This window comes from Chelatococcus sp. KU-N122 (assembly GCF_055391085.1).
In genome coordinates, this window is record NZ_AP043981.1 from 6,630,329 (window position 1) to 6,657,025 (window position 26,697).

Here is a 26,697-nt window from a genome sequence, read left to right on the forward strand (position 1 = left end):
AAGCGCAATGGTTTCCGTTCGCATGCGGGCAAGTGGGGGCTGCTCATGGCAAGAGAGGAACGCGCACGCCGGCCGGTGGTCGCGGCGCGACCGCTATGCCGTGGCGACGCGCCGACCGGATGCCGCCGCCACGCTCGTCGGCCCTGCGCCCACAGCGCCGAAAGCGGTCCACCCGCGCCGTATCCCCACGGCGCATCCCGCCCCGCACCGATCCTCCGGACGGCCGGTTCACCTCGCTGAGACCCATTGCCATGCATGAACTGGAAGACGGCGCGCCGCAGCCGCTCGGCGCGACATGGGACGGCCGTGGCGTCAACTTCGCCTTGTTCTCCGCCCATGCGACGGCCGTCGAATTGTGCCTGTTCGATTCCCAGGGGCGCCGCGAGATCCGGCGCATCAGGCTCAACTGCTGCACCGACCAGGTCTGGCACGGCTACCTCGACGGCGTCCGGCCGGGGCAGCTCTACGGCTATCGCGTGCACGGCCCGTATGATCCGGCCCAGGGGCACCGCTTCAACCCCAACAAGCTCGTGCTCGATCCCTATGCCCGGCAGTTCCAGGGCTCGATCCGCTGGCATGACGCCGTGTTCGGTTACCGGACGGGCGCGCAGCGCGGCGATCTGACCCCGGACCGGCGCGACAGCGCGCCGATGATGCCCAAGTGCGTCGTGGAGGATCCCTCCCACGAGTGGGGTGATGATCGCGCGCCTCGCCACCCCTGGCGCGACACGCTGATCTACGAAGCCCACGTCAAGGGCTTGACGGAGTGCCACCCGCGCGTGCCGGAGATGCAGCGCGGCACCTACGCGGCGCTGGGACATCCGGCGGTGGTCGAGCACCTGGTGAAGCTCGGCGTGACCGGCCTGGAGCTGCTGCCGGTCCACGCCTTCGCCGACGACCGGTTCCTGGTGGAGAAGGGGCTCAAGAACTACTGGGGCTATTCCACCTACGGCTACTTCGCTCCAGACGCCCGCTACCTGGGCATCGACGGCGTGGTCGGCCTCAAGACGGCGATCCGCACCCTGCACGACGCCGGCATCGAGGTGATCCTCGACGTGGTCTACAACCATACGGCCGAGGGCAATCACCTGGGGCCCACGCTGTCGTTCCGGGGCATCGACAACGCCAGCTACTACAAGCTGGCGCCGGACAACCCGCGCTTCTACTGGGACTGCACGGGGACGGGCAACACGCTCGACATCAGCCATCCGCGCGTGCTGCAAATGGTCATGGATTCGCTGCGCCACTGGGTCGAGACCTACCACGTGGACGGGTTCCGCTTCGACCTTGCGCCGGTGCTGGGCCGCGACCCCAACGAGTTTTCCGAGCGCGCCGGTTTCCTGCGCGCCATCGGCCAGGACCCGGTGCTGTCCAAGGTCAAGCTCATCGCCGAGCCATGGGACGTGGGCGCCGGCGGCTACCGGCTCGGCGGTTTCCCGCCCGGCTGGAGCGAGTGGAACGACCAATTCCGCGACGTCCTCCGCAGCTTCTGGAAGAGCGACACCGGGCAACTGCCGGCGCTCGCCCGCGTCATGGCCGGCTCGCGCGAGCTGTTCGAGCACACCGGCCGGCAGCCGTGGGCGTCGGTCAACTTCATCTGCGCCCACGACGGCTACACGTTGCACGATCTGGTGAGCTACAACGAGCGGCACAACGAGGCGAACGGCGAGGACAACAAGGACGGCCATTCCCACAACCTGTCCTGGAACTGCGGCGTCGAGGGGCCGACCGACGATCCCGAGATCAACGCCCTGCGCGCCCGCCAGAAGCGCAACATGCTGGCCACGGTGATGCTGTCGCAAGGCGTGCCGATGCTGCTGATGGGCGATGAGGTCTCGCGCAGCCAGGACGGCAACAACAACGCCTACTGCCAGGACAACGACATCAGCTGGCTGGATTGGCGCGGCGCCGGCAAGCTCGATCCGGAGCTGCTGGCCTTCACCCAGGCGGTGATCCGCCTGCGCCGGCAGAATGACGCCTTCCGCCGCCGCCGGTTCCTGACCGGCGAGCCGGTCGCCCGCAACCACGGCCTGCGCGACGTCTACTGGCTGGCGCCGGACGGCCGCGAGATGACGATCGACGATTGGAACGACGGTCTGCGCCGCACCCTGGGCGTCCAGCTCGGCAACGACGCCGACGACGGCAAGCGCTTCCTCCTGCTGCTCAACGCCGACGAGCGCGAAATCCCCTTCAAGCTGGATGAGAAGCTGCCGGGTGAGCGTTGGGTCGGTATCTTCGACACCATGGTCGCCGCCGGCCTGGTCAAGGACCCCAAGGTCCTGGCCGCCGGCGAGACCATCAAACTGCCGCCGCGCTCGCTTCTCCTGATGCAGCACGCGGCGGGCGAGACGCACTGATGTACCGCACCCATGCCATGCCCTTCGGGGCGGAATTGTCCGACGAGGGCGTGCGCTTCGCCCTGTGGGCGCCGAACGCCGGCAAGGTCGAGCTCGTCGTCGACGGCGAGGCCCAGGAGATGATGACGGCCGAGCAAGGCTGGCATCGTCTGGCGGCCTCGCGGGCAGCGGCCGGCAGCCGCTATGCCTTCCGCATCGACGACCGGCTCGAGGTGCCCGACCCAGCCTCGCGCTTCCAGCCGGACGACGTGCACGCGCCGAGCCTCGTCGTCGATCCCCGCGCCTACACCTGGACCGACACCGGCTGGAGCGGCCGCCCCTGGAACGAAGCCGTCCTCTACGAAGTGCATGTCGGCACGGCGACGCCCGAGGGCACCTATGCGGCGCTCATGCCCAAGCTCGCCGAGCTCAAGGACCTCGGCATCACCGCCGTCGAGCTGCTTCCCGTCGGCGATTTCGCCGGCCGCCGCAACTGGGGCTATGACGGCGTGCTGCCGTTCGCCCCGGACAGCGTCTACGGCAGCCCGGAGGACCTGAAGCGCCTCGTCGACCACGCCCATGGGCTCGGGCTGATGATGGTTCTCGACGTGGTCTACAATCACTTCGGGCCGAGCGGAAACTACCTGCACACCTATGCCGAGGCCTTCTTCACCGACCGGCACCGCACGCCGTGGGGCGCCGCCATCAACTTCGACGGGGCGTCCGGCGGCATCGTGCGCGACTTCTTCATCCACAACGCCCTGTACTGGCTGGAAGAGTACCATTTCGACGGGCTTCGCTTCGACGCCGTGCATGCCATCCTGGACGACAGCCGCCCCCACTTCATCGACGAGCTGGCGCGCCGCATCCGCGATACCATCCACGGCCGGCACGTACATCTGGTGCTGGAGAACGACGCCAACCAGGCCCGCTGGCTCGAACGGGACGCCCGCACCCGGCCGGTGCTGCATACGGCACAGTGGGCCGACGACATCCACAACAGCTGGCATGCGCTGCTGACGGGCGAGGCCGAAGGCTACTACGCGGACTACGCCGACCGGCCGCTCGAGCGGCTGTCGCGGGGGCTGGCCGAGGGCTTCGCCTACCAGGGCGAGCCGGCCGCGCACAAAGGCGGAGCGCCGCGCGGCGAGCCGTCCGCCCATCTGCCGCCCACGGCGTTCGTGTCGTTCCTGCAGAACCACGACCAGATCGGCAACCGGGCCTTCGGCGAGCGGCTCGCGCAACTGGTCCCGGAGGAGAAGCTGACGCTGGCGCGGGCCGGGCTGCTGCTCTGCCCACAGGTGCCTCTGCTGTTCATGGGCGAGGACTGGTCGGCATCCTCGCCGTTCCAGTTCTTCGTCGATTTCGCCGACGACCCCGCCTTGTCCGATGCGGTGCGCGAGGGCCGACGCGCCGAGTTCGCCAAATTCAGGGCCTTCAGCGATCCCGAAGCGCGCGGGCGCCTGCCCGATCCGACCAGCGACGCGACCTTCCGCCGCTCGGTGCTGAACTGGGGCGAGGCGGACGAGCCCGGCCACCGGACGGTGCGCGAGGAGGTGCGGCAATTGCTGGCGCTGCGGCGACGCGACGTGCAGCCGCTCATCGAATCGCGCTTCCATGGCTCCCATCAGGGCCTCGCCGTGCCGGGCCTGCTCGACGTGACCTGGCGCTTCGAGGCCGGCGTGCTGCGGTTCCTCGCCAATGTCGGCCAGGGTCCGGTCACCATCGCCATTGATGGCGCGCGACCGATCTGGTCGCGCCGGGTGGAGACGGCCGCAGAGGGCGGCGACGGAGGAACAGGCGCCACGCTGGCGCCGTGGGGTGGGCTCGCGCTGATCGGAACGACCGCATGAGCGACGCCATCGTCGCGCAGCTGGCGCAGCTCGTCGGCATCTGGCCGCAGTATGTCGACGCCTTCGGCAAGTCCAACACCGCGCCGATCGACACCCAGCGCGCCATCCTGGCCGATTTCGGCCTGCCGACAGCGACCGAAGCGGAGGCGCACCACAGCCTCGAACGCGCTGAGCGGCTGCTGCGCGGCCCCCTGCCCGCGCTGATCCCGACCGTGGCGGCCAGGCCGACGGTGGTGCCCGTGCGCTACCCCGCCGGCAGCACGGTGACCTGCCGGTTGACCGACGAGCGCGGCGCCGTGCACGAGGCCCGCACCGTCATCGGCGGCGGCACCGAGGGCGCCACCCTCGCCTTGCCGGCGCTCGTCACCGGTTATTGGCATCTTGCGGTCGACGCCGTGGACGGGCACCACGAGGCCACCGTCATCTCCGCGCCGCGCCGCTGCTTCGAAGCGCCCGACCTGGCCGAAGGCGCCAAGCTCTGGGGCATCACGGCCCAGGTCTACGGCCTGCGCTCGGAGCACGACCTCGGCATTGGCGACTTCACCGATGTCGGGGACGCCGGTGCCGCCGCCGGCAAGCTCGGCGCCTCCTTCCTCGGCCTCAGCCCGCTGCACGCGCTGTTCGCCGCCGACCGCAGCAAGATCTCGCCGTACGCGCCGTCGTCGCGGCTGTTCGTCGATCCGCTCTTCATCGATCCGACCGCGATCGAGGGCTTCGCCGGCTCGGAGGCGGCGCGGCTGGCGGCGGAGCCCGACGTTGCCGCGGCGATCGCCGCCCAGCGCGCTGCCCCGCTGATCGATCATGCGGCGGTCTGGGCCGTCAAGGCGCCGCTGCTGGCAGCACTGTGGCGCGAGACCGGCCGCCGCGCCGGCCGCGCCTTCGCCACCTTCCAGCGGGGCCAGGGCGAGCTGTTGGAGGCCCACGCCACCTTCGAGGCCATCTTCGCCGCCCGTCTCGCGGCCGGCGAGCTATGGTCGGGCGAGTGGCCGCAGGGTCTGCGCAGCGCCAGGTCGCCGGACGTCGCCGCCTTCCGCCGTGATCATGCGGAGGAGGTCGCCTACCACGCCTGGCTGCAATGGCAGGCCGACCTGCAGCTCGCCGACGCAACCGAGCGGGCCCAGGCGGCCGGCATGGGCATCGGGCTCTACCGGGACCTGGCTGTCGGCGCCGACCGCGGCGGCTCGGAGGTGTGGAGCGCCCCCGAGCGCTTCGGGCCGACGCTGTCGATCGGCGCGCCGCCCGATCCGATCGCGGTCGGCGGCCAGAACTGGGGCTTGCCGCCGTTCGACCCGATCGCCCTGGCGTCCCAGGGGCTCGCCGCCTTCCGCGCCCTGGTCGCCGCCAACATGCGCCATGCGGGCGCCATCCGCATCGACCACGCCTTCCAGCTCCGGCGGCTGTTCCTCATCCCCCAAGGCGCGCCGTCCTCGGCCGGCACCTACGTCGACTTCCCGTTCGACGCGATGATGGCGGTGCTGCGTCTGGAGAGCCATCGCCACCGCTGCCTCGTCATCGCCGAGGACCTGGGCAACGGCCCGCCGGGCTTTTCCGATGCCATCATGGACGCCGGCGTCTTCAGCTATCGCGTGCTGTGGTTCGAGCGCGAGGGCGACGGCCGCTTCCGCCGGCCCGAGGACTACCCGCCGCGGGCGCTCTCGGTGCTCACCACCCACGACCTGCCGACCTTCGCCGGCTGGTGGCGCGGGCTCGACATCGACCTGCGCCAGACGCTGGCGCTCTACGATCGCGAGACCGCCGACCGGGCTCGGACGGAACGGACCGGCGAGATCGCGGCCTTCGCGCAGGCGCTGGCCGAGGCGAAGCTGCTGCCCGATGCCGAGCCTCCCGGCGAGCCGCCGATCGAAGCGGCGGTGCGCTACCTGGCGCGCACGCAATCGTCGTTGATGGGCCTGCAGCTGGAGGACGCGGCGCTCGAGCTCAACCAGGCCAACCTGCCCGGCCTCGATCAGGGACACCCCAACTGGCGCCGCCGGCTCGCCGTCGACATCGAAACGCTCACCGGCCCCGGCGGCGAGCTCGCCAAGCTGGCCTCGGCCATCGCCGCCGAGGGGCGCGGGCCCAAGCCGCGGCCGGGCGTGCTGGCGGCACCGCCGCCGCGCGCCACCTATCGCCTCCAGTTCCACAAGGATTTCACCTTCGACGACGCCGTCCGCGTCGTCCCCTACCTCACCCGCCTCGGCATCAGCCATGTCTATGCCTCGCCGATCCACACGGCACGGCCGGGCTCGACGCACGGCTACGACATCGTCGATCATGCGGCCATCAATCCCGAGCTCGGCGGCGAAGACGGGTTCGTCCGCCTCACCGACGCCCTGGCCGCGCACGGCATGGGGCTCGTGCTCGACATCGTGCCCAACCACATGGGCGTCGGCGGTGCCGATAACGGCTGGTGGCTCTCGGTGCTGGAGTGGGGCGAGCTGTCGCCGCACGCCGACAGCTTCGATATCGACTGGCAGCGCCTGGGCGCCGGCGGCCGCGTCGTGGTGCCGTTCCTCGGCGACCGCTACGGCGAGGCCCTGGAGAAGGGCGACCTCAGGCTCGCCTTCGACGCCGGCGAGGGCAGCTTCAGCGTCTGGCACGTCGAGCACCGTTTCCCGATCCGCCCCCTCGACTATCCGGTCGTCCTGGACCGGGCGCTGGCGGCCGCCGCCGGCGAGGTGCCGCCGGACGTGCTCGCCATCAGCGAGCGCCTGCGGGCCATGGGCGAGGAGACCGTTGCCGAGCGGCGCCAGGCATTCCTCGCCGAGGCGGAGGAGCTGAAGCAGCGTCTCGCTGCGGCCGTGGCCGCCTCGCCGGCGCTCGCCCAGGCCATCGGCCGCGCCGTGACGCTGATCAACGGCGTCCCCGGGGTGCCGGAGAGCTTCGGCACCCTGCACCGGCTGCTGGAAAGCCAGTCCTACCGCCTCGCCCATTGGCGGGTGGCGGCGAGCGACATCAACTACCGCCGCTTCTTCGACATCAACGGCCTGGCGGGACTGAGGATCGAGAAGCCGGACATCTTCGACGCGATGCACGCGACCGTCTTCCGCTACATTCGCGAGGGCCGCATCCAGGGCCTGCGCATCGACCACATCGACGGGCTCGCCGACCCGGAAGGCTATGCGCGCGCGCTCCAGCGGGCCGTCGGCCCCGGCTTCTACATCGTCGTGGAGAAGATCCTGGAGCCGGGCGAAAGCCTGCGGCCATGGCCGATCGCCGGCACGACCGGCTACGACGCGCTGAATGCGCTCGACGGCGTGCTGGTCGCCGCGGCCGACGGCGAACGCTTCAGCCGGATCTACCGGGCCCATTCCGACCTGGAGGGGCCCTATGACCGCCTGCTGCGCCGCGCCAAGCGCGAGGTCATCCAGAACTCGTTTGCCAGCGAGCTCGAGGGCCTGGTGTCCGACCTGAAGCGCACGGCCGACGCCGACCGCCGCACGCGGGACTACCCCGTGACGGCCCTGCGCCTGGCGCTCACGGAGATCATCACCCGCTTTCCAGTCTATCGCAGCTACCTGACCGACGACGAGCCGGCGCCCGACGACCGGGCCTTGATCGACGGCAGCGTCGACAGCGCCAAGCGGCGCAGCGCGCTTCCGGACCGCACGGTGCACGATTTCATCCGCTCGGCCCTGCTCGACGAGATCGACGCCGAAGGACCGGGCCGGCCCGATCCGGATCTGATCCGCCGTTTCCGTCGCCGCTTCCAGCAACTCACCGGCCCGGTCATGGCCAAGAGCCTGGAAGACACGCTGTTCTACCGCTACGTGCGGCTGCTGGCGCTGAACGAGGTGGGCGGCGATCCCGGCCATTTCGGCATCACCGTAGCGGCCTTCCACGAGCAGAACCGGGCGCGCGCCCGGTCGTGGCCCGATGCCATGGTCGCCACCGCGACCCACGACACCAAGCGCGGCGAGGACGCGCGCTCCCGCCTGCTGGCGCTGTCGGAGATGCCCGGGGCCTGGGAGCGGGCGGTCGCCGACTGGCAGGAGATTGCGCGGCCCTTCGTCGCCGAGGCCGACGAGGGCCCGCAGCCGGACGACAACGATCAGCTGATGCTGCTGCAGGCGCTGCTGGGCGCCTGGCCGACGGAGCTGCTGGCGCCCGCCGGCGGCGACGCCGAAGCCTGGGACAGCTTCCGGGACCGTCTCGAGGCCTTCGTCGTCAAGGCGCTGCGCGAAGCCAAGCGCTACACCAGCTGGGTCAACCCGGACGAGGATTACGAGCGCGCCGCCCTCGACCTGGTCCACGGCGTCGTCGTCGCCGACAGCCCGTTCGTTCGTGTCTTCGCGCCCCTGCTGACCCGCCTCGCGGCCCTCGGCATGATCAATGGCCTGACGCGGACAGTGCTCAAGTGCACGGTGCCGGGTGTCCCGGACATCTACCAGGGGACGGAATTCTGGGACCTGTCGCTGGTCGATCCGGACAACCGGCGGCCGGTCGATTATCCAGCCCGCCTGCGTGCGCTCGATACGGCGGAGCAGGAGCCTGACGCGGCGGCCTTGCTCGCCCGCTGGCCGGACGGACGCATCAAGCAGTTCGTGCTGGCCCGTCTGCTGGCCGACCGCGCCGCCGCGCCGCAGCTCTACGCCGACGGCGACTATCACCCGTTGCCGGCAACGGGCCCCAAGGCCCGCCACTGTCTCGCCTTCCGCCGCTCGGCCGGCGGCCATCACCGTGTCGTCGTGGTGCCACGGCTGGTCGCCACATTGGCGGGCGACGGCCCCCTGCCCGTCGGCACCGACGTCTGGACCGGCACGCGGCTCGTGCTGCCGCCTGGCCGCTGGCGCGACGTGCTCACCGGGCGCGAGGCCGCGCCAGGCCCGGACGGCGGCATCGCCGTCGGGGAACTTGTCCAGACTCTGCCGATTGCTGTGCTGAGGACGATCGATGAGGGCTGAGCCTGCCATGAACATCCGCAGCGACATCCGTCCCGGCGACCGCCGCGGTTCGGCCGCCGCAGCCACCTCCCCCGGCAACGGCCGGGCCGCGGCCGCAAGCACGGCCGGCCGGGCACCGGTCGGGCCGCGCATCTACAACCTGTTTCCTCTGCTGGTCGGCCCGGTGCGGGCCTGGCGCGACGAGCTGCCGCGCATTGCCGCAATGGGCTTCGACTGGGTCTACCTCAACCCGTTCCACCAGTCCGGGTTCTCCGGCAGCCTCTATGCCATCCGGGACCCGTGGCGCCTGGACGAGCGTTTCCGCGATCCGGACGAGGCGGATGACGACGCGCAGATCGCAGGCTTCGTCGCCGATGCGGCCGGCCGGTCCGTCCGGGTGATGATCGACCTGGTCATCAATCATACGTCCAAGGACGCGCTGCTCGTCCAGGAATTGCCCCACGCCTTCAGGCGGACGGCAACCGGCGAGCTGGTCAGCCCCTTCGCCGTGGATCCGGTCGATCCGAGCGTGCGCACCGAGTGGACGGATCTGGCCGAGCTCGACTACGACAGCGACGCCGCCCGCGCCGACCTCCTGGCCTATTGGAAGCGCTATGTCGCCCACATGCAGGGCCTCGGCGTCAGCGGCTTCCGCTGCGACGCCGCCTACAAGGTGCCGCCCGAGGTCTGGGCCGAGCTGATCGCTGACGCCAAGGCGCGCGATCCCGCCGCGACCTTCGCCGCCGAGACGCTGGGCTGCACGTTCGACGAGACGAAGCGGGTCGCCGGCGCCGGCTTCGACTACCTCTTCAACTCGTTCGCCTGGTGGGACCTGCGCGAGCCCTGGGCGCTCGAGCAGTACCAGGCGCTGCGGACGCTCGCGCCGTCCATCGCCTTCCCCGAGAACCACGACATGGCGCGGCTGGCGAGTGAGCACGACCCGAGCGATACCGCCGGCGTCGCGCGTCACCTCGAGCTCCGCTACGCGTTGGCCGGCTGCTTCTCGACCGGCGTGCTGATGCCGATCGGCTACGAGTGGGGCTATCGGCGGCCGCTGCACGTGGTCGAGACCCGGCCGAGCGACGCGGAGACCACCGGGATCGACATTTCCGCCTTCATCGGCGCCTTCAACCGGCTGCGCGCGACCGTGCCGGCGCTCAACGTGGAGGGCGCGCTGGTGCGTCTGTCCGCCCCGGACGAGCCGCTGCTGGTGCTGGCGCGCTACGAGGGCGCGCACCCGCTGGTGGCGCCCAGCGTCGCCGTCGTCGTCGCCAATCTGGGTGGCCGGGATGTGCACACCGGCGTCGGCCCGCTGATGAGCGCCGCCGGCGGCGTCTTCGGCGCTTTCTCCGCGCTGCGGATCGGAGGGCAGGCCGCAACCCCAGAGCCCGTCGATGCGGCGCAGCAGCTCGCCCTGGCGCCGGGCGACGTCGTACTGCTCAGCGCCGCCAAGCCGGCGCGGGCAGCCGATGGCCGCGACGCGGCGGATGCCGAAGCAGCACCGGCCGGCGACGGCCGCGTCATCATCGAGCGCGTCGCGCCGCAGGTGGACGGCGGCGCGACGCCCATCAAGCGGATCGTCGGCGAGGTCGTCGAGGTGAGCGCCGACATCTTCAGCGACGGCCACGACAAGATCGCCGCCGAGGTGCTGTATCGAACCGAGGCCGAGCCGGGCTGGCGCCGCGCGCCCATGCACTTCGTCGACAACGACCGCTGGGCCGGCCGCTTCCCGGTCGAGGAGAACACTCGCTATCTCTATACCGTCCAGGCTTGGCGCGATCCGTTCGCCTCGTGGCTGTGGGAGGTGGAGCGCAAGCGCGCCGCCGGCCAGGACGTGCGGCTGGAAGCGATCGAGGGGCTGCACATGGCCGAGCACGCCGCCGCGGCGGCAGCAGACGCCGCCGACGCGCCGGCGCTCGCCGCCCTGCTCGCCCAGCTGAAGCAGCACCAGGACGGAGCGCCGGCGCAGCTCGACGCCCTGATGGACCCGCAGAATGCCGCCCTGATCGCCCGCCACGCGGAGCGGGCCCAGGTGTCGACCCATCCCATCCTGGAGCTGATCGGCGACCGGCTCGCGGCGCAGTTCAGCGCCTGGTACGAGCTGTTTCCCCGCTCGCAGTCGGGTGACCCCAACCGCCACGGCACCTTCCGCGACGTCGTGCGCAGCCTGCCCTACGTGCGGGAAATGGGCTTCGATGTGCTCTATTTCCCGCCGATCCATCCGATCGGCACGAGCCATCGCAAGGGCAGGAACAATTCGCTGACGGCGGCCGACGGCGACGTCGGCAGCGTCTACGCCATCGGCTCGCCCGCCGGCGGCCACGACGCGGTGCACCCGGATCTCGGCACCCTCGAGGATTTTCGCGCCCTCGTCGCGGCGGCCCTCGGCCAGGGGCTGGAGATTGCCCTCGATTTCGCCATCCAGTGCTCGCCCGACCATCCGTGGATCGCGCAGCATCCGGAGTGGTTCGACTGGCGCCCCGACGGCACGCTGAAATACGCCGAGAACCCGCCGAAGAAGTACGAGGACATCGTCAACGTCGACTTCTACCGCGCCGGCCTGCCGTCGCTGTGGTACGCGCTGCGCGACGTCGTGCTGTTCTGGTGCGATCAAGGCGTGCGCATCTTCCGCGTCGACAATCCGCACACCAAGCCGCTGCCGTTCTGGCGCTGGCTGATCAGCTCGGTCAACGAGCGCCATCCGGACGTGATCTTCCTGGCCGAGGCGTTCACGCGGCCCAAGATGATGCGGGCCCTGGCCAAGGCCGGCTTCCAGCAGTCGTACACCTACTTCACCTGGCGCACCGGCAAGCAGGAGATCATCGACTACATCGTCGAGCTGTCGACCAGCGAGATGGCCGAGTATTACCGGCCGAACTTCTTCGTCAACACGCCCGACATCAATCCCTTCTATCTGCAGACCAGCGGGCGGGCCGGCTTCATGGTGCGGGCCGCGCTCGGCGCGCTGCTGTCGTCGGTGTGGGGCGTCTACTCGAGCTTCGAGATCTGCGAGGCCGAGCCGCTGCCCGGCCGCGAGGAGTACCTGAACAGCGAGAAGTACGAGATCAAGGCGTGGGACCTGGACCGGCCCGGCCACATCCGCGACTTCATCACGAAGCTCAACGTCATCCGCCGCGACAACCGGGCGCTGCACGACTTCCGCAACGTGCTGTTCCTGAACGCCTGGAACGACAACATCCTGGCCTTTGCCCGCATCACGCCGGAGCGGGACAATTGCGTGCTGGTGCTGATCAACCTCGACCCGCACAATCGCCAGGAGTGCGACTACGAGGTGCCGCTGTGGCATTTCGGCCTGCCCGACGACGCCTCGATCGGCGCGGACGACCTGCTGGCCGGCGGCAGCTTCACCCTCTATGGCAAGACCCATCGCATCGCGCTGGAGCCCGACACTCAACCCGTCGTGGTCTGGCGCCTCAAGCCGCCGGACGCGGGCGGCTGAGGCGCGGGCCCGCCGGCCGCGCGCGTCAAGCGATTTTGATCATGACCGGGGCCACCTGCGCTTCAACAACCGTCCCGAGCGTGCAAAAGCGGTAAGATCAGTCAGCTTCTGCATCGTCCTGCCCTTCTTATCCGATACAGAGCGGGCTCGTCCGGGGATCACCGGGTGTGGACCCGCCCGCGAACCGGAGCCGCCGCCCTTCATCCGACGAGGTCTCCATGATCGACCGCAGCGACACCCAGTGGTACCGCGACGCCATCATCTATCAGGTCCACGTCAAGTCGTTCTTCGATTCCGACGACGACGGCATGGGCGACTTCATCGGCCTCACGCAGAAGCTCGACTATATCAAGGAGCTCGGCGCCACCGCGATCTGGCTGATGCCGTTCTACCCGTCGCCGCTGCGGGACGACGGCTATGACATCGCCGACTACCGCAGCGTGAACCCGAGCTACGGGAGCATGCGCGACTTCCGCAAGTTCGTGCGCGAGGCGCACGACCGCGGTATCCGCGTCATCATCGAGCTGGTCATCAACCACACGTCGGACCAGCATCCCTGGTTTCAGCGCGCCCGCCGCGCCCGCCCCGGATCCGTCGCCCGCAACTTCTACGTCTGGTCGGACACCGACCAGAAGTACAGCGGCACGCGCATCATCTTCCTCGACACGGAGAAATCGAACTGGTCGTGGGATCCCGTGGCCCAGGCCTACTACTGGCACCGCTTCTACGCGCACCAGCCGGACCTCAACTTCGACAATCCGCGCGTGCTGGAGGCGGTGATCGACACCATGCACTTCTGGCTCGACATGGGGGTCGACGGCATGCGCCTCGACGCCATCCCCTACATCATCGAGCGCGAGGGCACCAATTGCGAGAACCTGCCGGAGACGCACGCGGTCATCAAGAAGATCCGCGCCGCCCTCGACGAGCGCTATCCCGACCGCATGCTGTTGGCCGAGGCCAATCAGTGGCCCGAGGACACGGCGCCGTACTTCGGTGACGGCGACGAGTGCCACATGGCGTTCCACTTCCCGCTGATGCCGCGCATGTACATGGCGGTGGCGCAGGAGGAGCGGAACCCGATCACCGACATCATGCGGCAGACGCCGGACATTCCGGCCAACTGCCAATGGGCGATCTTCCTCCGCAACCACGACGAGCTGACCCTCGAAATGGTGACCGAGAAGGAGCGCGACTATCTCTGGAAGTTCTACGCCGCCGACAACCGCGCGCGCATCAACCTGGGCATCCGCCGCCGCCTGGCGCCGCTGCTGGAGAACGACCGGCGCAAGACCGAGCTGCTGGTGAGCCTGCTGCTTTCCATGCCGGGGACGCCGGTGCTCTACTACGGCGACGAGATCGGCATGGGCGACAACATCTACCTGGGCGACCGCGACGGCGTGCGCACGCCCATGCAATGGTCGCCGGATCGCGACGGCGGCTTCAGCCGGGCCGATCCGGCGCGGCTGTTCCTGCCCGCCATCCAGGATCCGATCTACGGCTTCGACGCGGTCAATGTCGAAAGCCAGCGCCGCAGCCCGTCGAGCCTGCTCAACTGGCTGAAGCGGCTGATCGCCGTGCGCCACAACAGCCGCGCCTTCGGCCGCGGCGCCTTGCGCTTCCTCTATCCGGAGAACCGCAAGATCCTCGCCTATATCCGCGAGCTGGACGGCGACCGCGTGCTCTGCGTCGCCAATCTGTCGCGCGGCCCGCAGGCGGTCGAGCTCGACCTGTCCGAGTACAAGGGGGTGCGCCCGGTGGAGATGACGGCGGGCTCGGTGTTCCCCCGCATCGGCGACCTGTCCTACCTGCTGACCCTGCCCGGCTACGGCTTCTACTGGTTCAAGCTGGACGCGCCGAGCACGGATGAGGACCGCTTCGGCCCGCGCGCGGCGCCGGAGCTGTTCACGCTGGTGCTGGCCGGGCCGCCGGAGGACGTGCTCACCGGGCGGGAACGGATCGCCTTCGAGCGCAACGTCATGCCGCCCTATGTTGCCAGCCGGCGATGGTTCGGCGGCAAGACCACGCGGATCGTCTCGGTCACCATCGCCGATACCGCAGTGATTGTCAGCCGCGACGGCAAGGACAAGTTCCTGCTGCCGCGCCTCGACGTGAAACTGCGCGATGGCCAGACCCAGGACTATTTCACCCCGCTGGCGATCGACGAGGACGAGGAGGACGAGGCGCTGCTGCCCTACGCGGTGGCGCGGCTGCGGCGCGGGCCCCGCATGGGCCTGCTCTTCGGCGCCGCCTCCTCGGCCGAGTTCGCGCTGACCGTGGTGGCCGCCATGAAGCGTGGCGAAACCGTGGCGACCCAGCACGGCGGCGAGATCCGCTTCATCGGGACCAAGCTGCTGGACGTCTACGGGGAGATCGATCCGCACGACGTGGCGCGGCTCGGGGCCGAGCAAAGCAACACCTCCGTCGCGCTCGGCTCGCGCATGGTGCTCAAGCTGTACCGGCGGCTGCAGGACGGGCCGCATCCGGAGATCGAGGTCGGCCACTTCCTGACCGATGTCGCGGGGTTCAAGAACACCCCGGCCCTGCTCGGCTGGATGGAGCACATCGACAGCGAAGGCACGACGACGGCGCTCGCGGTGCTGCAGCGCTTCGTGCGCAATCAGGGCGACGCCTGGCGGCTGGCGGTCGAGGCCACCAAGCGCGAGATCGACCAGCTCGTCATCCTCCCCCCCGACGAGATGCCGTCGGTCACCGAAGCCTTCGGCATCATCGCCCATTATGCGGTCATCATCGGTCAGCGCACGGCGGAGATGCATCTGGCCTTCGCCACGCCGACCAACGATCCCGCCTTCGCGGCAGAGCCACTGTCCGGCGACGACGTCAAGGCGATGGCCGCCGACGCCCGCGCCCAGGCCGCCCATGCCTTTGCCGCCCTCAAGCGCACGCTGAGCGAGGCCGCCGACGATGACGCCGCCGCCCCCATGGGCGATGCGGCCCGCGCCCTGATCGAGGCGCTGGTGCAGCGCGAGGCCGACTGCTTCGTGCTGATCGACCGGCTGGAAGTGGCGCCGGTGGGCGCGATCAAGACGCGCATTCACGGCGACTACCACCTCGGCCAGGTGCTCATCGTCGCCGACGACGTGATGATCGTCGACTTCGAGGGCGAGCCGTCGCGGCCCGCGCATGAGCGGCGCGCCAAGACGACGCCGCTGCGTGACGTCGCCGGCATGCTCCGCTCGTTCTCCTACATGGCCGAGACCGCGGTGCGGCAGCTGGCCACGACCCTGCCCGAAACCGGCGCGCGGGCGCGCGCCATCGCCGCGGAATGGGAGCAGCTCGGCAGCCGATCGTTCCTCGACGCCTACGAGGCGGGCTGCCGCGGCAGCGCGGTGTGGACCGACGACGCTGCGACGCAGCAGCGCCTGCTGGCGCTCGCGCTGATCGGCAAGGCGCTCTACGAGATCAACTACGAAGCCAACAACCGGCCGGACTGGATCGAAATCCCGGTCCAGGGCGTTCTTTCCATTCTCGATCAGGAAATGAGCGCCCCATGAAGACGGACGAGCTTCCGCCCCACAGCGAACCAGCATGGCCGTCGGCGCAGAAGGCGGCGCTGCCGCAGGCGGTCGTCGACGCCATGGTGCGGGCGGAGCATGGCGATCCGTTCTCCGTTCTGGGCCCGCACCGCGTCGCCCCGGGGCTTTGGGAGATCCGCGTGCTGCTCCCTGGCGCGCGCTCCATCACCTTGATCGAGCCGGACCGGGACGCCGAGATCAAGCCGATGGAGCGCCGTCACGATGCCGGCTTCTTCGTCGTGCGCCTGTCGGCGCGCGAGGCGCCCACCTACCGCCTGCGCGTGGAAAGCGATCACGGCAGCCTCGTCCGCCACGATCCCTACCGCTTCGGGCCGATGTGGAGCGACGCCGAGCTGGCGAGCGCCCGCGATGTCGGCGGCGATGCGGTTCCCGCCGTCTTCGGCGCCCATGCGCGCACCGTCGACGGTGTCTCCGGATTCGTCTTCGCGGTCTGGGCGCCGAATGCGCGACGGATCAGCGTCGTGGGGGATTTCAACGGCTGGGACGGCCGCGTCCATCCCATGCGCCTGCGCCACGGCGCCGGCGCCTGGGAACTGTTCATCCCGGACCTCGCCGGAGCGCAACGCTACAAGTTCGAGATCAAGGGAGCCGACGGCGGCCTGCACCTCAAGGCCGACCCGGTGGCCTTCGCCGCCGAGCGGCCGCCGGCCACCGCCTCCATGCTCGGCGAGCCACCCACCGTCGCCTGGCACGACAGCGAGTGGATGGCCGCGCGCGCCCGCGTCGAGCCGCGGCGCTCGCCCATGGCCATCTACGAATGCCACCTCGGCTCGTGGGCGCGCGTGCCCGAGGAGGGCTACCGCTACCTGAGCTACCGGGAGCTGGCCGACCGGCTGATCCCCTATGTGAAGGACCTGGGCTTCACCCATATCGAGCTGCTGCCGATCACCGAATACCCGTTCGACGGCTCGTGGGGCTACCAGCCGGTATCGCTCTACGCTCCGACCAGCCGCTTCGGCACGCCCGAAGACTTCGCGCACTTCGTCGAGGTGGCGCACCGGGAGGGCATCGGCATCCTGCTCGACTGGGTGCCCGGCCACTTCCCCAACGATCCGCACGGCCTCGCCCTGTTCGACGGCACGCACCTCTACGAGCACGCCGACCCGCGCCAGGGCTTCCACCAGGACTGGGGCACCTACATCTACAACTACGGCCGCCAGGAGGTGGCGAGCTTCCTCATCGCCAACGCCCGCTTCTGGCTGGAGCGCTACCATCTGGACGGGCTGCGCGTCGACGCGGTCGCGTCCATGCTCTACCTCGATTATTCGCGCCGGCCCGGCGAATGGGTGCCGAACCGCTATGGCGGCAACGAGAACCTGGACGCCATCGCTTTCCTGCGCCGCATGAACGAGGTCGCCTACGGCAACAGCCCGGGCGTCGTCACCGTGGCCGAGGAATCGACGGCCTGGCCCGGCGTCTCACACCCGACCTACACCGGCGGCCTCGGCTTCGGCTTCAAGTGGAACATGGGGTGGATGCACGACACCCTGCGCTACATCGGCTACGACCCGGTGCACCGCCGCTACCACCACGACGACCTGACCTTCGGCCTGCTCTACGCCTTTTCCGAGAACTTCATCCTGCCGATCTCCCACGACGAGGTCGTGCACGGCAAAGGCTCGCTCATCGGCCGCATGCCGGGCGACGCCTGGCAACGCTTCGCCAACCTGCGCGCCTACCTGGGCTTCATGTGGGGCCACCCCGGCAAGAAGCTGCTGTTCATGGGCTGCGAGTTCGGCCAGGAGCGCGAGTGGAACCACGACGCCAGCCTCGACTGGCATCTGCTCGAGCAGCCCGAGCACCGCGGCGTGCAGACGCTCGTGCGCGATCTCAACCGCATCTACCGCGGTTACCCGGCCCTGCACGAACGCGACACCGAGCCCGCCGGCTTCCAATGGCTGGTCTCCGACGACCGCGACAATTCGGTGATCATCTGGGCGCGCAAGGGGTTGGACCCCAAACGGATCATCCTCGTGGTGTCGAACTTCACGCCGGTGCCGCGCGAGGGCTACCGCTTCGGCGTGCCGCTGCCGGGCTTCTACCGTGAGATCCTCAACACCGACGCCGCCGTCTACGGCGGCAGCAACATCGGCAACCAGGGCGGCCTCACCACCGACACCATCGCAAGCCACGGCCAGCACCAATCCCTGGCGCTGACCCTGCCGCCGCTGGCCACGGTGATGTTTGCTCGGGAGGGGTGAAGAGGACTGCGCGGCGGGCGGGGCCGCGCCCCGCTCCGACATGGCGCGGAGGGGCGCTCAATCCTCCTTGAACGCCCGGGCGATCTGGTCGGTGAGGGGCTTGAGCAGGTAGCTCATGGCGGTGCGCTCGCCGGTCTGGATGTGCACCTCGGCCGGCATGCCCGGCACCAGCTTGAGGCTGCCGAGGCGGGAGAGTTCGGCCGGCGGCAGCTCGACGCGGACGGTGTAGTAGGAGGCGGCGGCCGTCGCGGCAGCCTGCGGCTGCTGCGGCTCCTTGGTGAGATCGGCGGAGACGACCGTCACCGTGCCGGCGAGCTCCGGGGTGGTGCGCTGGCTGAAGGCGGACAGGCGCACCGTCGCGCGCTGGCCGATGCTCACCTGGTCGATGTCCTGCGGCTGCACTTTGGCCTCGATGGTGAGCGCATCGGCCTTGGGCACCACCAGCATGAGCGTCTCGCCGAACTATGGCGACAGTTTACTAAACTGCGCGATCGTCGCGCTCCTCCAACGCCCTCCCCGCTGCAGCCCGCGCCTTGCGAGCGGCACCTGTTTCGCGCCACCGTCGCTCGCCACGCAGTTCCGGCGAACTCAAGCTTCGCGGCTTCGTTGGCGCACGCTGCCCGAGCGCGTCTTGGCCATCAAGCGCTGATTGACCTTCAGCCGTCTGCGATACCCGCTTTGTGACCGCTTTGGCGCAGCCGCAACGCTCGAGCTATCGGCTTCATGTCTCGCCATCCGAAGTTACAGCCGGCTACAACTTCCCCGGCCGCCGATGACGAAAGCGTCGGACTGCGGCGCCGCCGTATGTGGCTGAACCGCTACACAGAGACCCTCACTGAAGCGCTCGCGCTTGGTCGCCGTTGACGCCGGGTCGTAGCTCATTGCTCTATGTCGCAGCGGTTGTACCGCAAGTCGAGTCAAGCTTCCGCCGGGTCAAAGAGCGGGCCAGAGAGCCAGAGGATCGCATGGTAACGAAGACGTGGACGGGCGCTGGCTTCGGGAACTGGAGTAACGCAAACAGGTGGTCGCCTCCTGGGGTGCCGACGGCCAATGATGACGTCGTTCTGCCAGCGTCCGCATTCGTCGGGCTCGACGTTGACGCTACGGTGAATTCACTGGAGAGCGCTTCCCCCTTTACGGTGACCGCCGGCCTCAAATTTACTGCTCTAAACGGAATCAAGGCCTACTGGTTTGTTGGGGTAGCCGAAGGCGCAACGCTAAATGTTTCCGGAAGCGGAATTACAACTGACTACGTGAACGTTTCTGACGGCGCTACGCTGAATATTTCTGGACAGCTTAATACCATATATCCCATCTTTGCGCAAAATTTGGCTAACATTAACTTTGATCAGATAGACATCACGGGAACCGACATTGACAATGCCCTATTTTACGGAGCTGCGATGCGTTTCGGATCGAACACATCGGTAGATCTTAGCGGAGAACAAGCGCTCGATATATATCTAATACCAGGGTACATAGTCAGGCCTCTCGTCTTTGAGGGAGCGACGATCAAAAATGGGACGATATCAGATTATCGCTACTCTACGCCGGTCACGAGCAGGGTTGAGTACAAAAATGTCGAATTCCAAAACATAACTTATATCGGGAATATCAATCTAGACGGCGATTCGATATTAGTTAGTGGCGAATTTACAGTCAAGGGCGATAGCGCTCCGCTTGAGCATTCCACTCGAAGCGTAATCAATATGACGAACGGAAGTTCTCTTACGTTCGTTAATAAAGGTGAATCAACCTTCAACAACGCCATAGTGAATATAGACAAAAGCTCGCTCTCAACCTTGGATGGAAAGGTCATCCTGGGCTCCAAGATGGCTCTGCGCTTCGACTCGGGATCCTTGGTCGGTGCCTTCGAGAACAGGGGTACCATCGACATCATGGGCGCTGTTCAGAATTCCGGACATGCGCTCGACAATCACGGCTCCCTGACCATCACCTCGAAAGGCTCCTTCGAGGCGTTGGAGGGGCTGGCCAACGAGGGTTCGATCAAGGTCCAAGGCGGCGATCTGATCGTGCAGAAAGCGCTTAGCGGCGACGGTATATTGGAGATCGGCACCGGTGGCAGCGTCACTCTCAACGCTGGGACCGCGGAAGAGCAGGTCGTAGCATTGATCGATGGAGAGCTGCGCCTGAGCGAGCCGGCCGCCTTCGATGGGCAGATCAACGACTTTAACGATCTAAGCGATTTGTTGAACCTGATCGGCGTCCACTACGACGTCGGCGACACGGTAGCGCTCACGGCAGGCAACCTGCTGCAGGTCACCGAGATTGAGGGTGGCGTCTACACCTTCAGGCTCAATCCGGCTGAGAATTTCGAGGGCTACCAATTTAGCTTGAGCGACGACGGAGCCGGCGGGACCAACATCGCGGTTACCTGCTATTGCGTCGGCACACTGATCGCGACGCCAGGGGGCCAATGCGCGGTTGAGGACCTTGCGATCGACGATGTCGTATTGACTGCGGACGGCGATACCCGCCCCGTGCTCTGGATCGGCCGGCAGACCGTTTTCGCTGGCAACGCGGACCCCGTCGCCACGTATCCTGTCCACATCTCCGCCGGTGCTCTGGCAGCAGGCATTCCCGCGCGAGACCTGTTCGTCTCGCCTGACCATGCCATGTTGGTTGACGGCATTCTCATCCAAGCAGGGGCTCTCGTGAACGGCACGAGCATCAGGCGCATGACGGAGCCGGAGCCGATCTTCAGCTACTACCACCTAGAGCTTGAGGACCATGCTTTGGTGTTGGCCAACGGGGCTCCGGCCGAAACATTTGTCGACAACGTGACCCGACGGCGCTTCGACAACTACGAGGAATACGAGGCTCTGTTCGGCGCACGCAAGGCGCACATCACTGAGCTTGCCTTTCCTCGCGCGAAGTCGCCGCGCCAAATTCCGAGACGCATACGCGAACGCCTTGCCACGCGAGCCGCGATGCTGGGCTTCGTCGCAGTCCGGGCCGCAGCTTAGGCTAGAGCGGCCACGTAGGGAACAAACCTGGCGTCGGCGGCATTCGGGTGCGCTTGGCTGTCGTCCAAATGAATTACGGTGACTTTGGGGGTGATGGCAGGCGCCTAACACGCGCCTGCCATCACCCCCAAAGTCACCTAATTCCTGAGCCGATTTTCGTTCAGCGCTGGATGAAGCCTACGGCGCCCGGCCCGAGCGGGGGTGCTGTTCGGCTCCCGGGCGCGCGGTGACGCGCGGCCGGACTCCGACTACGACGTCGCGGTCTTTCTGAAAGACAGTTTCGGCCGGGAGGCACGCCGACTAGGCGTCATCGAAACCGAAATCCTGAACGAAACCTGCGCCGTCATCGACGCCATGGCGCTCAAGGCAGGCTCTTACAACCGTGAAACAGGCCTCATGATGGAACTGCGGCGTTGACGGCGCCGACCTGTGATACAGGCGGCCACGAGGCGCGAGAGGCTCAAGATAGCCTCTCATTTCGTCGCAAAGGTGGAGACGCTGATCTCCCACAGTTCGCCCCCATCTTAGCCGAAGACTGTTTCTGCATTGGGCCCGCTCCGCCCCGTCGCCGCGCGCGAACCGTGGGCTGCGGCGTTCACCCCCCGAGCACAAGGAGCATCGACGTGCCGTGGGCAAGCAGCCGGCCATCCGGCCCCGGCACGCGGCATTCGGTCGAGATGATGGTGCGGCGCGCGCGACGATGCGGCCCTCGGCGCGGACGAGACCGGTCGCCGCGGTAATCGGGCGAGAGAAGATGCCCTTGGTCTCGATCGTCGTGAAGCCCTGCCCCGGCCCGAGCACCGAATGGGCCGTACAGCCGGCGGCGCTGTCGATCAGGGTCGGCGCCCAGCCCCCGTGCACCCCGCCCAAAGGGTTTGCGAGCTGCGGCCCTGGGGCGCCCTCGAACGCGGCGAAACCGTCGCCCACCTCGACCAGGTGAAACGATAGGGTCTCGCAGATCGGCGGCTGCGGCGGCGTGCCGTCGACGATCGCCTGCAGCGCCTCACGGCCGCTCTTGCCACCGGTCTCGTCTTCGCTCGCCACCCCGTAACGATACATCCTGGTCGCAGTCATCGCCTGGATCCGCTTCGCTTTTGATGGCCGAGGCCGCGCCGTCCTATTTGCGAGCGGCGAACTGCGCCGCCCGGCCAGCAGCGGCGTAGAGGTTGAGGCGCGAATAGACGCCGAAGGACGAGCCGTCGTCGAGGAAGCCGCCCCCCGGCCCTTGCGTATCCGTGAGGATTTGGTTCGCCTCCTCGAGCGTGAGAGACGGAAAGGCTGTCGTCAGCAGATATCCGGCCTCGGGCGCCAGCTTGCCCACGTCTTCAAGCCTGCCGGCGTTTTGGGGATACACAACCGGCAGCCCATAAGTCTGGGTGGTCTCGCAGAACGCTTCATTCATGATCGGATTGCTGAACCGGCCGATATCATCCTTGGCGCAGGATTGGATCGTGTCGGCGCAGCCCGTTTGCAGCGCCGCGGTCAGGTCCGCACGCGCGGCTTTCACCGCGGCCTGGTAGTCCTTGATGGCAGGCGCGCCCTTCAAGACACGCCCCACATAAGCGGCGTCGTTGGCCAGCAGATGAGCCAGATCGTAGGTGGCGAGCGTCCGTCCGGCGAGAACGTCCATCGCATAGTGGGCGCCCATCAGGATGCGGTCGTTCCCGTATTCTGACGCGCGCGCGACCATCTGCTGATAGCGCTCCGGCACCAACGCGGCGAGCAGCAGGGAGCCCATGTAGCCATAGGTCGTGTGGCCGCTCGGAACGACGGGCTGTCGATCAAATTCATGATCGGACCGCGGTTGTAGACCGTATTGTCGGCCGGCATGTTGAAGTAGTCGGGTCCCACGATCGGCACGGTACGGGGTTCCGTTTGAAACGGACGCGAGTCGCCGAACGCGTCGGCCCCGGCACTGCCCGCCGGGCGACCATAGTCTTTCCCGAACACATCAAGCGTGCCGCCGGTCGCCTTCAGGATGGCTGCGGCGGCGTCGGACACCGGCGTCTTGCCGTTCGTCGTTCCGTTGGCGAAGAAAAACTTTCCGGAATTGGAGTCGTCGCGGGTGGTGGCGTTCGTGTAGACGATCAGTTCGGCGACCGTTGGAGAGATGCTCGTAAAATGCTCGCGGTCCCTGTAGTGGGCGCGCGCCACGTAGGCGGCTCCGAGGGTCGTGCCCAGGCCATCGGCAAGGGCCGCGAGATTCCCGTCGGTGATGAAGGCGTCCTTCAACGCCTGCTGCTGCTGCTCGGCGAAGGGTAGAAGCGTCGGCTGCCGGACGCTTCCCGTCTGGATGCCGCCGGTGACCGTGAAATTCGCCGCAAGAGCTGCTTTGCCCGCGTCCGATCGCGGAAGAACCGTGAGCGGCGCCAATCCTTTGAGAACGGCGAGGTTGGTTGCGGTTTGGGCCTGGACCGCGCCAACCACGAGCACGCTGAGGCAGACGGCGGCCGCCGCCGATATCGCCCTATCGATCATAGCCACTCCATTCGCGGCCACTCCATTCGCGGGGTAGACCGCCCGACCAGGCACCGGATCTGAGAGCGCTCGCCAGCGTCTCCGAATTCCTTGAGCGGACGAAGGGACGTGGTCAAGCCCGGCCATGGCCAGTTGCGGTCGCCCGATCTCCGTCAAGGCGCCACTGAGAATTTCATTCTCCATACGCGCTGAAGAACGGAAGTCTGTCTCATCGACACGTGTCGGGCCGTGGAGGATGCTTTGCTGCGAAGCGGCTGGAGCGAGCGTCCGGCCTTGCTCCAGGAGCAGCACGTTGACGTTTCAGCACATGAGTACGCCCCGATCGACAGTGGTCGCGCGGGCGCGCAGCGGCCTGTGGGCGATCGTGGGCACGCTGGCTCTGGCTGTCGGGCTGGTGACCAGCGCCGCGGCGCAGTCGACGGATACGCTCCGCATCGGCTTTCAGAAATCGTCGACCCTGATCGCCATCCTGAAGGCCAACGGCGAGCTGGAGAAGGCGCTGGCACCGCTCGGCGCCAAGGTCAGCTGGCACGAGTTCACCAGCGGCCTGCCGCTGCTGGAGGCGCTCAACCTGGGGAACGTGGACTTCAGCGCCGACGTGGCCGACACCGTGCCCATCTTCGCCCAGGCGGCCGGCGCCAACCTCGTCTTCGTCGCCGAGGAAGGCCCCTCCCCCGCGGCGCAGGCCATCCTGGTGGCGAAGGATTCGCCCATCGCCACGATCGCCGATCTGAAGGGCAAGCGCGTCGCCGTCACCAAGGGCGCCGGCAGCCACTTCCTGCTGCTCGCGGCGCTGGCCAGCAAAGGCCTCGGCTTCGCCGACATCCGGCCGGCCTACCTGCCGCCGGCCGACGGCCGGGCGGCGTTCGTCGCCGGCCACGTGGACGCCTGGGTGGCGTGGGACCCGTTCCTGACCAGCGCCCGGCGGCAGACCGACGCCAAGGTGCTCGCCGACGGCCAGGGGCTGGCGAGCTACAAGCGCTACTACCTGACCTCGGCGGCGACGCAGGACGCGCGCGGACCCGTGCTCGCCGTGCTCTTCGCCAAGCTCAAGGAGACCGGCCTCTGGGTGAAGCAGCGCCCGGCCGAGGCGGCCAAGCTGCTGGCCGGTCTCTGGGGCATCGATGCCGCCACCATCGAGGAGGCCAACAGCCATCGCTCCTACGCGGTGGCGCCGGTGACCAGGGCGGGCCTGGCCGAGCAACAGACGATCGCCGACGCCTTCACCAAGGACGGGCTCATTCCCAAGCAGCTCGACACGTCCGCCGCCCGCATCTGGCAGCCGCCGAGCTAGAGCATTTCGCAATTGGATGAGCATCATCCAATTGCCGAGAAATGCTCATAACCCTTTTGAATCTGGAGCGCTTTGCGATTGGGTGAGTCCACCCGGTCGCGAAGCGCTCCAGCCGGGGCGCGGCGGCCATGACGACGCCGGTCCGCGCCTCCCTTCCAATGGCCCGCGGCGTGCTTACATCCGCCGCAGCTTCCGTCACCGGCGGCGCCGTGCCGGCGGGTCGGCGGCCTCCAGCTCGAACGGCGACGCGGCCGTTCGGCAGAGCTCTTCAGGTGATCCCATGGCCCCAGCCCGTCAACTTCGCCTCGGCGCCTTCATGCGGCCCACGACCATCCACACCGCCGCCTGGCGCTATCCGGGCGCCTACCCGGACGCGAACTTCAACTTCGGGCATCTCAAGGCGTTCACGCAGAAGCTCGAGCGCGGCAAGTTCGACGCCTTCTTCATGGCCGACCACCTGGCCGTGCTGAACATGCCCATGGATGCGCTCAAGCGCAGCCACACGGTCACCTCGTTCGACCCGCCGACGCTGCTGCCGGCGCTGGCGGCGGTGACCGAGCGGATCGGGCTCATCGCCACGGGATCGACCACCTTCGAGCAGCCCTATCACCTGGCGCGCCGCTTCGCCTCCCTCGACCATCTCAGCGGCGGCCGGGCCGGCTGGAACATCGTCACCACCTCCAACCCGGATGCCGCGCTCAATTTCGGCCTCGACGACCATGTCGAGCACGACGAACGCTACCGCCGGGCCCGCGAGTTCTACGACGTGGTGACCGGCCTGTGGGACAGCTTCGCCGACGACGCCTTCATCCGCGACGTGGATAGCGGCATCTATTTCGACCCCACCAAGCTGCACGTGCTGAACCACAAGGGCCCCTACTACTCGGTCCGCGGCCCGCTCAACGTGGCGCGGCCGATCCAGGGCTGGCCGGTCATCGTCCAGGCCGGCGCCTCGGAAGCAGGCAAGCAGCTCGCGGCCGAAACGGCAGAGGTGATCTTCGGCGCCGGCGGCAGCCTGGCCGACGGGCAGCGCTTCTACGCCGACGTCAAGGGCCGCATGGCCAAGCTTGGCCGCGACCGTGATCACCTGAAGATCCTGCCCGGCGCCTTCGTCGTGGTGGGCGATACGGTGGAGGAAGCCCGCGCCAAGCGGCTCAAGCTCGACAGCCTGGTGCACTACGACAGCGCCATCGCCGCGCTGTCGATCGCGCTGGGCCACGATGCTTCGGCCTTCGATCCCGATGCACCACTGCCGGACGTTCCGCCCAGCAATGCCAGCAAGAGCGCTCAGGAGCGCGTGGTCGAGGTGGCGCGCCGCGACAATCTGACTGTACGGCAGCTGGCGCAGCGGCTCGGCGGCTATGCCGGCTCGGCCTTCGTCGGCACGCCGCAGACCATCGCCGACGGCATGGAGGAGTGGCTGATGACGGACGCCTGCGACGGCTTCAACATCATGTTCCCCTACCTGCCCGAGGGGCTCGACGACTTCGTCGACAAGGTCGTGCCGGAGCTGCAGCGGCGCGGGCTGTTCCGCCGCGAGTACGAGGGCCGGACCCTGCGCGAGAATCTCGGGCTGCCGCGTCCGCGCAATCGCTTCTTCGCCGAGACGAGCCATCCTCAAGCCGCGGGCTGAGGTTGGCATCAGACG

At 68.2% G+C, this 26,697-nt stretch carries 12 protein-coding genes and 2 pseudogenes; 10 read left to right on the forward strand and 4 right to left on the reverse strand.

All coding sequences use genetic code 11. The features are described from left to right. Positions 1–251 precede the first annotated feature (251 nt). The 6 genes from glgX to glgB all read left to right on the forward strand — a co-directional run bounded on the left by glgX (position 252) and on the right by glgB (position 18,290). Positions 252–2,357, forward strand: coding sequence for a glycogen debranching protein GlgX (gene glgX, locus ACZ5PO_RS30070; RefSeq protein WP_464186009.1), 2,106 nt, complete (start codon positions 252–254; stop codon positions 2,355–2,357). Next, positions 2,357–4,189 (forward strand): malto-oligosyltrehalose trehalohydrolase, encoded by a 1,833-nt coding sequence (gene treZ, locus ACZ5PO_RS30075; protein ID WP_464186010.1) that lies wholly within the window; start codon positions 2,357–2,359, stop codon positions 4,187–4,189. The genes glgX and treZ overlap by 1 nt, the downstream gene beginning before the upstream one ends. Continuing rightward, a complete protein-coding gene (locus tag ACZ5PO_RS30080) occupies positions 4,186–9,093 on the forward strand; it encodes a malto-oligosyltrehalose synthase (RefSeq protein ID WP_464186012.1) in 4,908 nt (1,635 codons plus the stop codon). The genes treZ and ACZ5PO_RS30080 overlap by 4 nt, the downstream gene beginning before the upstream one ends. 7 nt (positions 9,094–9,100) lie before the next feature. Further along, positions 9,101–12,532 carry a maltotransferase domain-containing protein gene (locus ACZ5PO_RS30085; protein WP_464186013.1) on the forward strand — a complete coding sequence of 1,144 codons (3,432 nt, stop codon included), beginning with the start codon at positions 9,101–9,103 and terminating at the stop codon, positions 12,530–12,532. A gap of 218 nt (positions 12,533–12,750) precedes the next feature. Further along, the gene (gene treS, locus ACZ5PO_RS30090) at positions 12,751–16,047 is read left to right on the forward strand and encodes a maltose alpha-D-glucosyltransferase (protein ID WP_464186014.1); all 3,297 of its coding nucleotides are present in this window, start codon (positions 12,751–12,753) and stop codon (positions 16,045–16,047) included. Continuing rightward, positions 16,044–18,290 carry a 1,4-alpha-glucan branching protein GlgB gene (glgB, locus tag ACZ5PO_RS30095; protein ID WP_464186015.1) on the forward strand — a complete coding sequence of 749 codons (2,247 nt, stop codon included), beginning with the start codon at positions 16,044–16,046 and terminating at the stop codon, positions 18,288–18,290. The genes treS and glgB overlap by 4 nt, the downstream gene beginning before the upstream one ends. A gap of 57 nt (positions 18,291–18,347) precedes the next feature. On the opposite strand, the gene ACZ5PO_RS30100 is transcribed toward glgB, so the two are convergent. Further along, positions 18,348–18,737 carry a hypothetical protein gene (locus ACZ5PO_RS30100; protein ID WP_464186017.1) on the reverse strand — a complete coding sequence of 130 codons (390 nt, stop codon included), beginning with the start codon at positions 18,735–18,737 and terminating at the stop codon, positions 18,348–18,350. Positions 18,738–19,255: 518 nt separating this feature from the next. Here ACZ5PO_RS30100 and ACZ5PO_RS30105 point away from each other — a divergent pair. Together ACZ5PO_RS30105 and ACZ5PO_RS30110 are read left to right on the forward strand one after the other, a co-directional pair. Further along, positions 19,256–21,277 carry a Hint domain-containing protein gene (locus tag ACZ5PO_RS30105; RefSeq protein ID WP_464186018.1) on the forward strand — a complete coding sequence of 674 codons (2,022 nt, stop codon included), beginning with the start codon at positions 19,256–19,258 and terminating at the stop codon, positions 21,275–21,277. 201 nt (positions 21,278–21,478) lie between these two features. Next, positions 21,479–21,550: pseudogene (locus ACZ5PO_RS30110) on the forward strand (nucleotidyltransferase domain-containing protein); the annotation flags it as partial. 27 nt (positions 21,551–21,577) lie between these two features. Here the strand turns inward: ACZ5PO_RS30110 and ACZ5PO_RS30115 are convergent. From ACZ5PO_RS30115 to ACZ5PO_RS30125, 3 genes and pseudogenes are all read right to left on the reverse strand, one after another. Further along, on the reverse strand, positions 21,578–22,351 hold the full coding sequence (locus ACZ5PO_RS30115; RefSeq protein ID WP_464186020.1) for a PaaI family thioesterase: 774 nt from the start codon (positions 22,349–22,351) through the stop codon (positions 21,578–21,580). Positions 22,352–22,394: 43 nt separating this feature from the next. Beyond that, a pseudogene (locus ACZ5PO_RS30120) lies at positions 22,395–23,024 on the reverse strand (phosphatase PAP2 family protein); the annotation flags it as partial. Beyond that, positions 22,925–23,755 carry a hypothetical protein gene (locus tag ACZ5PO_RS30125; protein WP_464186021.1) on the reverse strand — a complete coding sequence of 277 codons (831 nt, stop codon included), beginning with the start codon at positions 23,753–23,755 and terminating at the stop codon, positions 22,925–22,927. The pseudogene ACZ5PO_RS30120 and the gene ACZ5PO_RS30125, both read right to left, overlap by 100 nt. Positions 23,756–24,062: 307 nt before the next feature. Between ACZ5PO_RS30125 and ACZ5PO_RS30130 the strand changes: the two genes are divergently transcribed. Together ACZ5PO_RS30130 and ACZ5PO_RS30135 are read left to right on the forward strand one after the other, a co-directional pair. Continuing rightward, positions 24,063–25,049 (forward strand): aliphatic sulfonate ABC transporter substrate-binding protein, encoded by a 987-nt coding sequence (locus ACZ5PO_RS30130; RefSeq protein ID WP_464186023.1) that lies wholly within the window; start codon positions 24,063–24,065, stop codon positions 25,047–25,049. Positions 25,050–25,329: 280 nt separating this feature from the next. Continuing rightward, positions 25,330–26,682 (forward strand): LLM class flavin-dependent oxidoreductase, encoded by a 1,353-nt coding sequence (locus tag ACZ5PO_RS30135; protein WP_464186025.1) that lies wholly within the window; start codon positions 25,330–25,332, stop codon positions 26,680–26,682. Positions 26,683–26,697: the final 15 nt, after the last annotated feature.

What these genes read in the sequence shown, in the direction of transcription:
- ACZ5PO_RS30080 (WP_464186012.1), top strand. Translation starts at nt 4,186, where the DNA reads ATGAGCGACGCCATCGTCGCGCAGCTGGCGCAGCTCGTCGGCATCTGG.
- ACZ5PO_RS30085 (WP_464186013.1), top strand. Translation starts at nt 9,101, where the DNA reads ATGAACATCCGCAGCGACATCCGTCCCGGCGACCGCCGCGGTTCGGCC.
- treS (WP_464186014.1), top strand. Translation starts at nt 12,751, where the DNA reads ATGATCGACCGCAGCGACACCCAGTGGTACCGCGACGCCATCATCTAT.
- ACZ5PO_RS30100 (WP_464186017.1), bottom strand. Translation starts at nt 18,737, where the DNA reads ATGCTGGTGGTGCCCAAGGCCGATGCGCTCACCATCGAGGCCAAAGTG.
- ACZ5PO_RS30125 (WP_464186021.1), bottom strand. Translation starts at nt 23,755, where the DNA reads ATGATCGATAGGGCGATATCGGCGGCGGCCGCCGTCTGCCTCAGCGTG.
- treZ (WP_464186010.1), top strand. Translation starts at nt 2,357, where the DNA reads ATGTACCGCACCCATGCCATGCCCTTCGGGGCGGAATTGTCCGACGAG.
- ACZ5PO_RS30115 (WP_464186020.1), bottom strand. Translation starts at nt 22,351, where the DNA reads ATGACTGCGACCAGGATGTATCGTTACGGGGTGGCGAGCGAAGACGAG.
- glgB (WP_464186015.1), top strand. Translation starts at nt 16,044, where the DNA reads ATGAAGACGGACGAGCTTCCGCCCCACAGCGAACCAGCATGGCCGTCG.
- glgX (WP_464186009.1), top strand. Translation starts at nt 252, where the DNA reads ATGCATGAACTGGAAGACGGCGCGCCGCAGCCGCTCGGCGCGACATGG.
- ACZ5PO_RS30135 (WP_464186025.1), top strand. Translation starts at nt 25,330, where the DNA reads ATGGCCCCAGCCCGTCAACTTCGCCTCGGCGCCTTCATGCGGCCCACG.
- ACZ5PO_RS30105 (WP_464186018.1), top strand. Translation starts at nt 19,256, where the DNA reads ATGGTAACGAAGACGTGGACGGGCGCTGGCTTCGGGAACTGGAGTAAC.
- ACZ5PO_RS30130 (WP_464186023.1), top strand. Translation starts at nt 24,063, where the DNA reads ATGAGTACGCCCCGATCGACAGTGGTCGCGCGGGCGCGCAGCGGCCTG.